The organism is Aquimarina sp. AD1, assembly GCF_003443695.1.
Lineage (GTDB): Bacteria > Bacteroidota > Bacteroidia > Flavobacteriales > Flavobacteriaceae > Aquimarina > Aquimarina latercula.
This window is the reverse complement of record NZ_CP031966.1, coordinates 3,254,953-3,269,397: the sequence shown is the minus strand read 5'-3', so window position 1 is coordinate 3,269,397 and position 14,445 is coordinate 3,254,953. Positions and strand designations below refer to the sequence as shown.

Sequence of the window (14,445 nt, the reverse complement as noted above, 5' to 3'; positions counted from 1 at the left end):
TTATTGTTTGGTAAAATCAGTTTTTTGCCAAAGCATTTCTTTTTTTACTCTGTATTCGATATACCATTGTACTATCATTATTTTGTGTAGCAAGAATTAATTTTTCATTGTTCCTGTTTTGCATAGAAATAATATGATTAGATTGTTTGGGGACAAGAAAACCTGTCTTATTATTCTTTGTAGGGATGAAACCTTTTTCTGATCCCTTTAAATAGATTCCTATTATGGCATCGTGTCTGCCATAACTTGCTTCTGCGGAATAATCATTCCCCACAATCAACACATCTTTAAAACCATCCTGATCAATATCCTCTACAAGAAAATTATTGATAGGAGATTGTTGACAAGGTTCAGGTAAAAACGTGACTTTGAAAGTATTGTTACCTATGTTTTCTGCATAAATAGATTGAAATATATGAGCGCTAAAAGTTTCTTCTTCTAAATTATTAATATTCAACAATTCTTTAAAATTAGCTTTAGCAAATTCATTATACGTTGGGTATTGTTTCTTTAAACTCACTAATTGTTTCATGACGTCGTCCCTAGTGTGAATTGGTTGCAATGATAATCCATTAGGTGTCTTGAAATACTGCGCTAGCAAGGGGTCAATACTTCCGTTATTGTCAAAATCTTTTTTGTACACATATACGGCTTGATTAAACATTGGCTTGATGTATCCGTTGATACCTTGATTACCTGCAAGTATATCTTGATCACCATCGTTATCAATATCTGCAAGTGTAATACTGTTCCACCAACCAGACATATTCAATGTGTTTCCTTGCGTATCTATCCATTTTATAGGAATTTCTTTTGCTTTGTTTGTATCGATTTGATATATAGAAATTGGCATCCACTGTCCAACTACAATAAGTTCCTTAGTTTTATTATTGTTAATATCCGCCCAGGTAGCATCTGTTACTATTCCTGATCCAGAAAATGGAATGTTGTTGTTTATGGAAAGATTGCCTTTTTGATTAGTGATTAAATAGCTAGGAGTAGAAAGTGGATATTTCCCTGTTAATACACTGCCTCCAACAAAAATATTTTGTATACCCGTATTATCAGTGTTGTCTGCTGTCACACAAGCTGTATTTGTTATTATTTTGGAAAGAGTTTTAGTTTCACTTATTAAAAAAGAACCAGTTCCGTCATTAATGTATATTCTGTCTTTTAATAGTTCGTCATTATTTCCAGCATCAGTTCCACCACTACCGATGTACAAATCTTTGTCTCCATCATAATCTATATCAATAAATAAAGCCGCTGTATCTTCGTATTTAGTGTCAAATTTCTGCTTAGGTTTATAAACACCATTTTGGTTTTCGCTAAAAAGAGTGCCAGAAAAACCTTTACTGCCACCAATAAAGATTTCTTCACCTTGTTTATTGTCTACGTTTTCACTTATAATGCATGGACCCAAAGAATTAAATTGATGACTTAATAAGGATTGTTGTAGGTAGTCATTTAAATAGTTTTCGGTATGTGCAAATGAAAAGGTACTGATATCTTTTTGAAATAAAAGATCAGTTTCTTTTTCTGAAGGATTATCAAAAGAATTTTGATGATCAATAATTATAAGTTGGTTCGATGGAATATCTTTTTTATAACTAATAGCACCATTAGGCCATAGTATCTTTAATGAATCAACTTTTTCTGAATGCAAACCAAAGTGAATAATTGGCTCTACAGAAGATAAATATCCTTTGATGGTGGATTGATATTGTGTTTGTTTAGTACCATTATCCCACAAGGTAATTTTTGCCCCAATTCCATTTTTATTTTTATCTGTTCCTTTTAGTTTTACTCTTAAAAACTTCTTGTTTTTTTCCGATATATGATTTTCTAGTATAAATGCAGGACTATTTATATTGTTTACGATTAAATCTAAATCTCCATCTTGATCTAAATCTGCGTAGGCGGAGCCATTAGAGTAGGAATTTTTCTTATCTATCCATTGAGAGGAAACATCGGTAAATTGAGCATTACCTTTATTTTCATAGATTACATTCGGAAGATGAATTCCTGGAAGTTGTTCAATTAGATTTTTGGATTTTTCTTTTCTAGCATTTGGTGTTCCAAAGATGTTATTATGTCCAGAATAATTAATAAAATCAAGATCTGTAATGTCTTTAACATAACCATTTGTAATGTAAATATCTTTATTTCCATCATTATTGTAGTCTGCAATTAGTGGTGCCCAACTCCAATCTGTACTGGCAATGCCAGAAGCGAATCCAATTTCTGATGCTGGTAATATTTGACCTTTGATAAGGCCATTATGAATTTGTAGTGTATTGTGAACATATTGCGGAGTATATCCATTTCTTTTGGATAATAAATATTTATCATAATTGTTAGAAGCTAACATTTTCTTTTGTCTCTGATAATCATTAGGCAACATGTCTACCACCATAATATCCGGTAATAAATCATTATTAATATCTGCTACATCAACTCCCATTGCATTATAGGTTTGTTTTGATAAAACCTGTTGGTTCATTTCGCTAAATCCAAGATGAATTCCGTTACTGTTTTTACCCTTATTGATGTACAAAAGGTCATTGGTAATAAAATCATTACTAATGTAGATATCGGGTAAATTATCGTTATTAAAATCATTAATAGCTACTCCTAATCCAAATCCTTTATGAGTGATACCCATACTATCTGAGACGTTAGAGAAAAATATTTGATTCGTATTTTTTAAAGTTTTGTTTTCTAATAAGTAATCGGATAAATGTTTAGGTTGATAAATTTTGGGTATAGGAGTATTTCGATCTCTTTTGGTATTACCATTATGAACAATATATGCATCTAAATCGCCATCTAAATCATAATCAAAAAAAACAGTTTGTTGGCTATAACTGCCATCATCTAGTCCATAGATTGAAGCTTGTTCTTTAAAATGAGGGATTCCCTTCTTACTTAAACCTTGGTTTATAAACAATAGATTATTACAATCATTATTACAATTACTTCCACCAACATTAAGATAGATGTCATCCAACCCATCCGCATTGATATCTATAATACTTACCCCGGTTATCCATGAATTTGTTTTAAAATTAGATTCGATAGAAATATCTTTAAATTTTAAATTACCTAGATTTAGATATAACTTGCTAGTTACTTGATTTCCGGTAAAAATAATATCCGACAATCCATCTTCATTAAAATCACCAATACCGACACCACCACCATTATAGCAGTATTGAAAATCTATAACATTGATATTATCATTTTCGGTGATTGTATTTTGGAAAAGAATACTACTGTGCGAAGATGGTACAAGAGTGAATAGAGTATCTTTTGGCAATCGTTTTTTGCAACCAAAAAATAACAGAATTAATATGATATGGATTACATTTTTTTTCAAAAAGATAGTATTAGATTTTCAAGACCAAGCAAACCCAAAGTAAGGGTTTGCTTGGTTGACTAAAACAATAAACAACAATTAATCAGATAGGTTTAGTAACCATCATTTTGTTTCAAGTTAGGGTTGGCTTGTAATTCTGGTAATGGAATCCATAAACGTTCATCTTGTCCAGTAGTAAATACAGCTGCTGGCCCTGCAAGAGATTTAGGATGACGACCTGCAGATATAGTTGAACCAGGACCTAATATATCATCCGCTAGTTCCCAGCGTACTAAATCGAAAAAACGATGGCCTTCTCCTGTTAATTCCATAATTCGTTCATCTATAATGGCTTGTTCTACTTGTTCTTTAGATAAAGTATTAGGTAATAAAGAAATCTGTGCACGTTCTCTTACTTGATTAATAAACGGTATAGCATCTGATGCACCTCCATTTTCATTGAGAGCCTCTGCTAACATTAATAATACGTCAGCATAGCGTATGATTCTCCAGTTAGTTCCTAGTGTGTGTCCAAAACCAGGGATTTCTGCACTAGACATACCTTCATCCAAACCTGCATATTTCCTAGAAAATAATGCTGGAACTCCTAGATTCTCTGCAATTTCAATACTTGAAGCAAAATCATCTGTAAATGGTGCCCCTCCATATCCTGTGGCACCGGGATAATCAAAAGCAATTGTTTTGTTTCTTCTTACGGTGTCTCCATTATCGTCGAAAACTTGAAGAATATGTGGATTTATGACATGACCTTGATCTAAACTTACATGAGGGGGAGAATAATCAATATACCAATTGGATTGCGAGCCAGTAAGTGGCGAATCTGCTCCCCAAACAAAGTTGTCTTGTCCAACATACTGAAGTTCGTAGACAGATTCTGAATTATTTTCTACTGAAGAATTAGATGAAAAGTTATCACCGTAATTATTTGAAGGTAGTAAAGAATATCCTAGACTAGTTACTTCTGTAAAATCTGTAACAGCATTTGCCCAATTTTCCATATATAAATATGTTTTTCCTCTTAAGGCGAGTGCTGCTCCTCTTGTGGGACGGCCTAAATCATCTGCTCCCCAGGATTGGGGAAGTCTGTTTACCGCTTCAGTAAGGTCTGCGATAATAGCTTCATTAAACATTGAAGGTGTAGCATTAGCTGGGAAAAATTCTTCCGGATTTTGTGTGTCTGGTGTTTGCATAACAAGTGGAGGGGTTCCAAAGAGATTTAATAAATACCAATTACAGAATGCGCGCTGAAAATGTGCTTGTCCCAAAATTTCATTTTGAACGTCTCCAGATAACACATTATTTTCTGCATCTTCTTCAATAATTCTATTGGCCCTAGCAATAGATTGATACAATTGAGGATACAAGTCTACTGCCCATCTAGAAATACCTGGTTGCCCTTCTAATGTAGACATCGTTGTATTTTGTTGGAATGGGATTACATTATAAGCATCCGATCGTAGCATAGCACCTGTATGAATAACTCGTCCCCAAAATAATACAGCAGTTATTGGGTGATACATGCCGTTTACAGCAAGTCTGAAGTCATTTTCGGTCTGAAAAAACTCAGGTTCTGCTACATTATTCGGATTAGAAATATTAAGATCTTCTTCGTTACAACTATAATATATTACTACAAAAAGTAATAACATTATGAAAGGGAATAGTTTTTTAATGGTTTTCATATCGTATTCTTTTTTTTGTTTTTAAAATGACATTTGCACCCCAATGGTAAACGTACGAGGTCTTGGTTGTGCTCTTACATCTAATCCTCTATCGAAAACAGAATCGGCACTTGTAAGTGGTGTAAAACCAAAGAAACCACGATTGGTTCCTAAACCACTGTTGTTAGATCCAATTTCTGGGTCATATCCAGAATAATTTGTAATCGTGAAAACATTCTGAACGTTTGCAAATAATCTAGCATTAGAGATCCATTCTTTTCCAATAAAGTTGCTAAAATTGTATCCTATTTCTAACGTTTTAAGTCGGAAAAAAGAACCATCTTCTACGAAGAAATCGGATGGGAGCTGGTTTCCTGCGGTATCCTGTGTAGTTACTCGAGGAAGATTTGTATTTGGGTTAGCTGGAGTATAAGCATCTCTTACAATTCCCAGTTTATTGTCATCTAAGAAAAAATATCCAAAGAACTTGGTAACATTATAAATCTCGTTTCCTTGAACTCCATTAAAAAAGGCTCCAATATCCCAGTTTTTATAATTTACAGATAAGTTAATTCCATATGTAAAATCTGGAGTTGGATCACCTAAATATGTTTGATCCTCATCATTGATAATACCATCATTATTTATATCTACACGTCTAAAATCTCCAGGTCGTAACAATGCTCTGCGATCAGGATCATTAGCTAAAAAAGGATCGTTATCAATTTCTGCTTGGTCATTATAGATTCCGTCTGTTTCAAATCCAAAGAAGAATCCTAATGGTTGTCCAACTTCAAAACGATTTGCTCTTAATCCTTCTTCGTTATATGAAGGACCTACAATTGGATTTGGAGAATCCGTAAGTTCGTTTTGGATTGCGGATAAATTAACCCCTATGTTAAAGGTTAAGTCTCCACCCTTATCGTGGGTGTAGGCTGCTTCGAACTCAAAACCTTTGTTGTTAATAGATGAAGCATTTTGAAATACAGGGTTTACTGATCCATTAGAATCTGGTATAGCAACCGCCTGAATTACATCCTCATTATCTCGATTAAAATAATCTAAACTTAGTTTTAAACTATTGTTTAACAGGGAAGTGTCTAAACCAAAATTAATGGTTTTAGATGTTTCGAAACTTAATGTAGGATCTACTAAACTGGTAATTGCGAATCCGGGAATCTGTCCAGAAGAACCACCAACAGTAATTGGAGAATTGGGTTCTACTACGGATTGATTCGAAAAAGGGTCTACATTTTGAGAACCTAATTCGCCATATCCAGCTCTAAATTTGAGGGAATTGAAAAGACCATCTTGATTAAAGAAATTTTCATCACTAATAACCCATCCAACTGAGAAAGAAGGAAATGTACCTGTGTTAAATCCATCAGCAAAAAGAGAAGTTTTATCTCTACGAACAATAGCAGTGAACAAATATTTTTGATTATAATTATAATTTACACGCCCAAAATAGGAGAAAAGTTTATTATCAAAACGTCCTCCACCAGAGTTTATAATATTGTCAGTAAACTGTGCTATATTAGTAATGTTGTTGCTAGGCAAGCCTTCTGCGTAAATAGCAAGTGTGTTTCTGGTGATATCCTGACGAGCGCTTCCGACAAGAATATCTAGGTTATGTTCTCCAATGCTTTTTTTATAGTTAAGCGTGGGTTCTACGTTTGTAGCATAGCGTTCTCCTCTTACTTCAGTTAAATCATTAAGGGGGTTTGCATTAGTTTCACTATCTATATTACTTTGAAAAAATGTAGGTTGAAATGTGTTTCTATAAAAACTAGTATATTCGGTTCCTACATTAAGCTTAGCAGTAAGTCCTTCTATAATTTCATATGAAAAATTCATATTTCCTAGAAAATTACGCTCTGTATTTTGATCATTTACTAGTTGTGCATTGGCAAATTTATTGGTTCCTCCAATTCCAAAAATAGGATCACTAATAGCTTCAAATCCACCTTCGTTTTCTGGAGCAAAAGGACGAATTATTGGAACTGTTCCTCCTTGATTTCCAAAAGCGTTATTACGAGTAAATCTATTTTCAGAAAATCCAAAAGATTCCTGAATTTTAAGTTTACCTATTTTAAATTCACTATTAAGGCGGATATTTTTGCGATTAAATTCTTCACTAATTAATAATCCCTCCTCATCGTAATAATTAGCGCTAAAAAAGTATTTTGAATTTTCGCCACCACCAGATATATTAAATCCAAAATCTTGGATGGTACCAGAGTTTATGCTTAAATCTTGAAAATCTGTATTGATTCCTGGATCAGGAATATTACCATCAAGACCATCATTAATTCTACGTTGGTTAAGAAATGCTATATACTCAGGACCATTAAGTAAATCAAGTTTTCTAGATTGAGTATTAACTCCACTTCGGACATCAATATTTACTACGGGAGAAGAGTTTTGTTTACCCCTATTGGTGGTAACTATAATTACACCATTTGCGGCACGGGAACCATATATTGCAGCGGATGTCGCGTCTTTTAATACTTGAAGATTTACAATGTCTTTTGCGTTTAAAAAATTTATATTGTCAGAAATAGCACCATCAACAACATATAATGGAAAAGAGTTAGTTAAAGAACTTACACCACGTACAAAAACATTTGCAGGGCTACCAGGTGCACCACCAGCTGTTTCTACCTGAACTCCAGCAAGCTTACCTTGTAAAGCTGAGGTTGGGTTTGCTGTAACAACTTGGACAATATCTTCGGATTTAATTTGAGATATTGCTCCTGTAACATCTCTCTTGGATTGGGATCCATATCCTACAATAACTATCTCATCAAGAGCAGCAGAATCCTCTTCGAGCGTAATGTTAATAATAGTTTGTCCATTTACTGGTATTTCGGTAGTTAAAAAACCAACATAACTAAATATTAGAGTAGCATCGTTGGCAACGTTGCTTAGGGTATACTTACCATCAAAATCTGTAGTGGTACCATTATCAGTCCCTTTTACTAAGATGTTTACTCCTGGTAAAGGACCGTTAGGTTCATTGACTGTTCCGGAAACAGTTTGCTGGGCGCTAACAAAGGTGGTTGTTAGGCCGATGAGTAGTATCATAATACGATTAAATACTTTTCGCTCCATATGATTTGTGTTTGTTAATAGAATTTTTCTGAATTGAGTGATAGATGAGTATATCTCATTATGCTATGATACACTATGCTACTATGCAAATGTAAAATATTTATTTTTATATCAAAATATAAAATCATAATTTTTTGAATTATTTGTACTTAAATAGCTTAAAAAATACGAATATGTCACATTGGTTCTTTGGGTGGTATTAAAGAATCCATTATGAGGTAGGAACCAGAATGTATCAATTACAACGAATCGGGTTCATTGTAAGTTCCAGAAGAGTAGGAGTTCTATAGAGAGTTGCGTTGTCTCAGATATGTAGGAACAATTTCTTGAATGGTTTTTCCTTCTTTTACGAAGAGTGCTGCTTTTTTGGCAATTTCTGCAAAATCAGTAGAAATTGTTGTAATTCCTCCAAATGCAATTTCTTTTACAATATTATCATCGTGAGCAAGAATACCTATATCAGCTCCAATTCGATATTCCATTTTTCGCGCATCTTTTAATACCTTCCATAATTGAGTGTCACTTATAGAAAAATACGCAGTACTTTTTTTAAGAGTATTAGGTTCATAACCAGTTAAAACTTCCCCATTTATCTTAAAATCTTTTACATAACGGTTAAACGCAAATAGGATTTCTGGAGGGAAATCTGAATTTTTCTTAAAGAACAATACGAATTTATTGTACTTTTTAATTTGAGGAGTAAGCTCTACTAGTTTTTGATAGGTTACTTCTTCAAACTCTTGAGAAACATAAGAATAGTCTTTAGGCATTTTTAAATAACGATCCACAATTAATAGGCGATCAGAAGGTATTTGTTTCATCATCGATGGAACTTCTTTTTCTTGTATTGGAGCAATAACATACATACCATATTTACGAGAAATATTATCTAATATCGTCTTAAGTAGCGTTAGATTATTGTGGTGAAAGAAAATATCAATGTGATATTTTTTACCAAGCTCTTTTCTAAAGGTGTTATAAAAATCTTCTTGGAAACTATGAAACGCAAATAAAATTAGAGCTACTTTTAATTTTACATTCGTTTCTTCACTAATAATATAGTATCCTTTAAGGTTTTTAGATTCTACTAATCCTCGTTCTTTTAGTTCGGTATATGCTTTTACAAAGGTTTTTCTTGCATATCCAATTTCGGCTACCATTTCATTAATAGAGGGCAGTTTATCTCCTACTTTTAGTATTCCAGAATCAATGGCATCGGTTATTCCATTAACGATTTGTTCGTGCTTGGATAAGGTATTTATATCCTGAAGGTCGTGTATTTTTTGAAGTAACGATGACATATCAATTGAAAATTATAGCATCCCTAAATTTAAACTTAAATACTAGATTTCAAAATTATATCTTGATCGTTATGATCTCTTATCAAATATTTCGTAAAATTTAGACAAGGGAATGTAACCAAAGAAACTTGATTCTGTTGCGTAAAATTATTTTTTACAATACTCCTACTAAAGTATTTTAGCTACTTCTTGGTTTACAAATTCTAGAAATCTTTCATCCTCTTCTGTAAAAGGATCTGGAGTTTCCGAATCAATATCTATTTGTCCAATATTTTCTCCGTCTTTAAATAAAGGGATAACAATTTCGGATTTTACACTGAAACTACAAGCAATATAATTATCTTGAGCTTGCACATCGGGAACAATAAAGTTTTCATTAGATACAGCTACCTGACCACAAATCCCTTTTCCAAAAGGTATGATTTCGTGATCGGTCTCTTCACCAACATAAGTTCGAAGTTTTAATTCTTCTTTATCACCATTTTTAAAATAAAAACCTACCCAATCATAGTATTCAATAGTATCACTTAATAATTGACATATTTCGTGTAATCTATCTGTAACCGAGTTATCATTATTCTTGAGTATGTCAACAACCTTTGGTTTTAATTCTTTAAATAGCATTCCTTACAATTTTTCGGCAAAAGTATTTAAAATATTTAAAATTGTCTGATTTTTAGTGTGGTATTGTTTTGTTAAAAGTTTCTAAGGAAAATGCAAAAAAACGACTATTCTTTAAATATTATGTATTTTTGATGTTAGAATGAAAAAGAGTTTTCAGAAAATAGTATCAATTTCTTTAGCATGTTTAGTGTTACTGTCTACGTTGTCATTTACTGTAGAAAAGCACTATTGCGGTCGATTTTTAGTAGATGTTGCTGTGTTTTCGAAAGCTAAAGATTGCGGGATGGAAATGATGAGTCATTCCTTAGATCACAATATAGAAATAAAGAAAAAGTCTTGTTGTAAAAATGAAGTAATCGTTGTAGAAGGTCAAGACGAGCTTAAGATTTCCTTTGATCAGATTGATTTTCCTCAAAAAATGATTTTCATCTCATTTTTCAATTCTTATCAACACCTCTTAGTTCCAAAAAAAGAGAACAACCTGATTTTTAAAGAATATTCTCCACCCGAAAGGATTACAGATTTTTTTATTCTTTACGAGACATATCTCATTTGATTTAGAGTATTGTTATTGTTTGCTAGTCGTAATCATATGGAATTATTGTTAGCAAAAAAGTTGTTGAGTTCACTGTAGTGAAATCAATTGACGTTATTAATAATTACTAAATCTTATTAAGTATGCTGAATAAAAGCATCAAGTTTTTAATAGAAAACAAATTAATAGCAGTTTTATTACTATTGATTTTAATAGGTTGGGGTCTTATTCATTCGCCATTCCAATCGGATTTAGGTTTTTTACCTAATGATCCTGTAGCTGTGGATGCAATACCTGATATTGGAGAGAATCAACAGATTGTTTTTACTAAATGGGATGGAAAATCCCCTCAGGATATAGAAGATCAAATTACTTATCCATTAACGACTTCTTTACTCGGTCTGCCTGGGGTTAAAACAATTCGTAGCTCTTCTATGTTTGGTTTTTCTAGTATCTATATCATTTTTGAAGAAGATGTAGAATTTTATTGGAGTCGCAGTCGAATTCTAGAAAAGCTAAATTCTTTGCCGAATGATTTATTGCCTAACGAAGTGAATCCGTTATTAGGACCTGATGCTACCGGCCTTGGGCAAATTTTTTGGTATACCCTAGAAGGGCGAGATGAAAAAGGAAAGGTAACAGGAGGTTGGGATCTTCAAGAATTAAGAAGTATCCAAGATTACTATGTAAAGTATGCGTTATCATCGGCGGGTGGAGTTTCTGAAGTAGCATCGGTAGGAGGATATGTTCAGGAATATCAGGTGGATGTAGATCCAGAATTGATGAAGCAATATAATATTGGATTACATCAGGTGGTTAAAGCTGTAAAAGAAAGTAATCGAGATATTGGAGCACAAACATTAGAGATTAATCAAGCCGAATATCTGGTAAGAGGTTTGGGGTATGTTAAGTCTATCGCTGATATAGAAAATGCAGTGGTCGCTTCAGAAAGTTATACAGCGATCCGGATAAAAGATATAGCTAAAGTTTCTCTCGGACCATCTACCCGACGAGGAATTTTGGATAAAGAAGGAGCAGAAGTAGTGGGAGGAGTTGTAGTTGCAAGGTATGGCTCAAACCCTATGGAAGTTATTACTAATGTAAAAGATAAAATAAAAGAATTAAGTTCAGGATTACCGTCTAAAGTACTTAGTGATGGTCGTACTTCTAAATTAACTATTGTTCCTTTTTATGATAGGACTGAGTTGATTAAGGAAACTCTAGGCACGCTAAATGAAGCGCTAACATTAGAAATATTAATTACAGTCTTGGTAATCATTCTTATGGTCTTTAATATCAGAGCTTCTGTTTTAATTTCAGGATTATTACCCGTAGCAGTTTTAATGGTTTTTATTACGATGAAAATCTTTGATGTAGAGGCTAATATTGTTGCATTATCCGGCATAGCGATTGCTATTGGTACTATGGTTGATGTTGGAGTAATTCTTTCAGAAAATATCATAAGACATCTTGATGATAATAAAAATAACTTATCAATTAATACTGTAGTATATAATGCAACTAGTGAAGTTTCTGGAGCTATATTAACAGCTGTTTTAACTACTATTATAAGTTTTATTCCTGTTTTTACCATGGTAGGAGCAGAAGGAAAACTTTTTCGTCCATTAGCCTTTACAAAGACGATGGCACTTGTATCATCAATCATTATAGCACTTTTTTTGATACCACCTTTTGCCGCATTTTTATTTAAACAACGATCTACTAAAAAAGTTATAGGGTATGTTTTTAATGTGATATTAATTATCACAGGTATTGTAGCACTTTATTATGGAGTTTTATTAGGTCTTGTTCTTATGGCATTTGGTGTAACTAAATTGTTACAGTTTGTATTACAACTTTCTGTAGATAGAATAAATACAATTCAGATTATTATTTCTGGAATCACTATTGTTTTTCTTTTAGCGGTGTATTGGAGACCATTGGGAGTAGAAAAAAGTGTTGTTTGGAATGTAATCTTTGTTGGTTTTATCTGTTTTGGATTACTAGGTTTATTTGGTATGTTCAGAAAGTACTATGTAAAAATTTTAAATTGGGCATTGTGTAATAAGCTAGTATTTATGTTGTTGCCAATGACTTTAGTAGTAGTGGGTATTTTTATAATGAAAAATACCGGTAAAGAGTTTATGCCTTCTTTAAATGAAGGTTCATTTCTTTTAATGCCTACATCATTACCACACGCTGGAGTAGAAGAAAATAAAAGAGTATTACAACAGCTAGATATGGCGGTAGCCACAATTCCAGAGATAAAAACTGTTGTTGGTAAGGCAGGAAGAACAGAATCAGCATTAGATCCTGCTCCTTTATCCATGTATGAAAATATAATTCTGTATAAATCAGAATATGTATTAAATGATAATGGAGAACGACAGCGATTTAAAGTCAATGAAGATGGTTTATTCGAGCTTAGAGATGGTCGATTTGTAGGAAACGCCAAAGCTAAAAAACATCAATTAATTTCCGATGAGAACGGAGAATATTATAGAAACTGGAGACCACACATTAAATCTCCAGATGATATATGGAAAGAAGTTGTTAGTGTTACGAATCTTCCTGGAGTAACTTCAGCTCCAAAATTACAGCCTATAGAAACCAGATTGATAATGCTACAAACTGGAATGAGAGCCCCAATGGGAATTAAAGTGAAAGGGCAAAATCTCAAAGACATTGAAAATTTTGGTATTCAGTTAGAAGAAATTTTAAAACAAGTAGAAGGTGTTAAAAATGAAGCAGTTTTTGCTGATAGAATTATAGGAAAACCTTATTTGTTAATCGATATAGATCGTGATCGAATTGCTCGATATGGGGTTTCTATTGAAGGGGTTCAAAGAGTATTGCAAGTCGCTTTAGGTGGAATGATGCTTACCCAAACAGTGGATGGAAGAGAACGTTATGGGATTAGAGTCCGATATCCAAGAGATTTGCGATCCAATCCAGAAGATCTTAAAAAGATATATATACCAGTTTCAAAAGGTAATCCGATTCCATTAAGTGAGTTGGTAACTATTAGATATGAACAAGGACCACAAGTAATAAAAAGCGAGGATACGTTTCTTATTGGATACGTGTTATTTGATAGGTTGAAAGCGTATGCGGAAGTAGATGTAATACAAAATGCACAAGAATTAATTCAGAAAAAAATTAATAAGGGAGAACTTGTGGTTCCAAAAGGAATCAATTATCAATTTACTGGTACCTACGAAAATCAAATACGAGCTGAGAGAACATTATCTTTTGTTATTCCATTGGCGTTGGTAATTATTTTCTTGATTCTATACTTTCAGTTTAAATCTGTGACTACATCTCTTATGGTGTTTACAGGAATAGCAGTTGCTTTTGCTGGCGGTTTTTTAATGATTTGGTTATATGGGCAAGATTGGTTTTTTAATATTAATTTCTTTGGAGATAATTTAAGAGATTTGTTCCAGATGCAAACAATTCATTTAAGTGTAGCAGTTTGGATTGGGTTTATCGCTTTATTTGGTATTGCTACGGATGATGGAGTTATTATGGCAACTTATTTGACACAAACTTTTAAAAGAAATAAACCAAAGACATTACATGATATTAGATCTTCTGTAATAGAAGCAGGTGAGAAAAGGATACGGCCTTGCTTGATGACAACGGCCACTACCATCTTAGCATTATTGCCAATATTAACATCAACAGGAAGAGGAAGCGATATTATGATTCCGATGGCGATACCTAGTTTTGGAGGCATGTTGATAGCGTTAATCACATTATTTGTAGTGCCAGTTTTATTTAGTTGGAGAGCAGAGTTTTTATTAAAAAAAGAAAAAATAGAATAAAGGA

Annotated in this window: 7 protein-coding genes; 2 read left to right on the top strand and 5 right to left on the bottom strand. The window is 33.0% G+C overall.

The annotated features are described in order from the left end of the window. Window positions 1-16: 16 nt before the first annotated feature. The 5 genes from D1815_RS14160 to D1815_RS14140 form a co-directional block, all read right to left on the bottom strand. Complete coding sequence (locus D1815_RS14160) at window positions 17-3,379, bottom strand: VCBS repeat-containing protein (RefSeq protein ID WP_118387740.1); 3,363 nt, start codon at window positions 3,377-3,379, stop codon at window positions 17-19. A gap of 92 nt (window positions 3,380-3,471) precedes the next feature. Continuing rightward, complete coding sequence (locus D1815_RS14155) at window positions 3,472-5,061, bottom strand: RagB/SusD family nutrient uptake outer membrane protein (protein ID WP_118387738.1); 1,590 nt, start codon at window positions 5,059-5,061, stop codon at window positions 3,472-3,474. Between the two features lie 21 nt (window positions 5,062-5,082). Continuing rightward, window positions 5,083-8,154, bottom strand: coding sequence for a TonB-dependent receptor (locus D1815_RS14150; protein WP_118387736.1), 3,072 nt, complete (start codon window positions 8,152-8,154; stop codon window positions 5,083-5,085). Between the two features lie 284 nt (window positions 8,155-8,438). Continuing rightward, on the bottom strand, window positions 8,439-9,455 hold the full coding sequence (locus D1815_RS14145) for a GntR family transcriptional regulator (RefSeq protein WP_027394986.1): 1,017 nt from the start codon (window positions 9,453-9,455) through the stop codon (window positions 8,439-8,441). Between the two features lie 168 nt (window positions 9,456-9,623). Continuing rightward, a complete protein-coding gene (locus tag D1815_RS14140) occupies window positions 9,624-10,079 on the bottom strand; it encodes a GAF domain-containing protein (protein WP_118387734.1) in 456 nt (151 codons plus the stop codon). Window positions 10,080-10,218: 139 nt separating this feature from the next. On the opposite strand from D1815_RS14140, the gene D1815_RS14135 reads away from it, so the two are divergent. Together D1815_RS14135 and D1815_RS14130 are read left to right on the top strand one after the other, a co-directional pair. After that, window positions 10,219-10,635: a hypothetical protein gene (locus D1815_RS14135; RefSeq protein ID WP_118387732.1), complete on the top strand. Its 417-nt coding sequence runs from the start codon at window positions 10,219-10,221 to the stop codon at window positions 10,633-10,635. A 122-nt stretch (window positions 10,636-10,757) separates the two neighbouring features. After that, on the top strand, window positions 10,758-14,441 hold the full coding sequence (locus tag D1815_RS14130) for an efflux RND transporter permease subunit (protein ID WP_118387730.1): 3,684 nt from the start codon (window positions 10,758-10,760) through the stop codon (window positions 14,439-14,441). Window positions 14,442-14,445: the final 4 nt, after the last annotated feature.

What these genes read in the sequence shown, in the direction of transcription:
- D1815_RS14130 (WP_118387730.1), top strand. Translation starts at nt 10,758, where the DNA reads ATGCTGAATAAAAGCATCAAGTTTTTAATAGAAAACAAATTAATAGCA.
- D1815_RS14135 (WP_118387732.1), top strand. Translation starts at nt 10,219, where the DNA reads ATGAAAAAGAGTTTTCAGAAAATAGTATCAATTTCTTTAGCATGTTTA.
- D1815_RS14140 (WP_118387734.1), bottom strand. Translation starts at nt 10,079, where the DNA reads ATGCTATTTAAAGAATTAAAACCAAAGGTTGTTGACATACTCAAGAAT.
- D1815_RS14155 (WP_118387738.1), bottom strand. Translation starts at nt 5,061, where the DNA reads ATGAAAACCATTAAAAAACTATTCCCTTTCATAATGTTATTACTTTTT.
- D1815_RS14145 (WP_027394986.1), bottom strand. Translation starts at nt 9,455, where the DNA reads ATGTCATCGTTACTTCAAAAAATACACGACCTTCAGGATATAAATACC.
- D1815_RS14150 (WP_118387736.1), bottom strand. Translation starts at nt 8,154, where the DNA reads ATGGAGCGAAAAGTATTTAATCGTATTATGATACTACTCATCGGCCTA.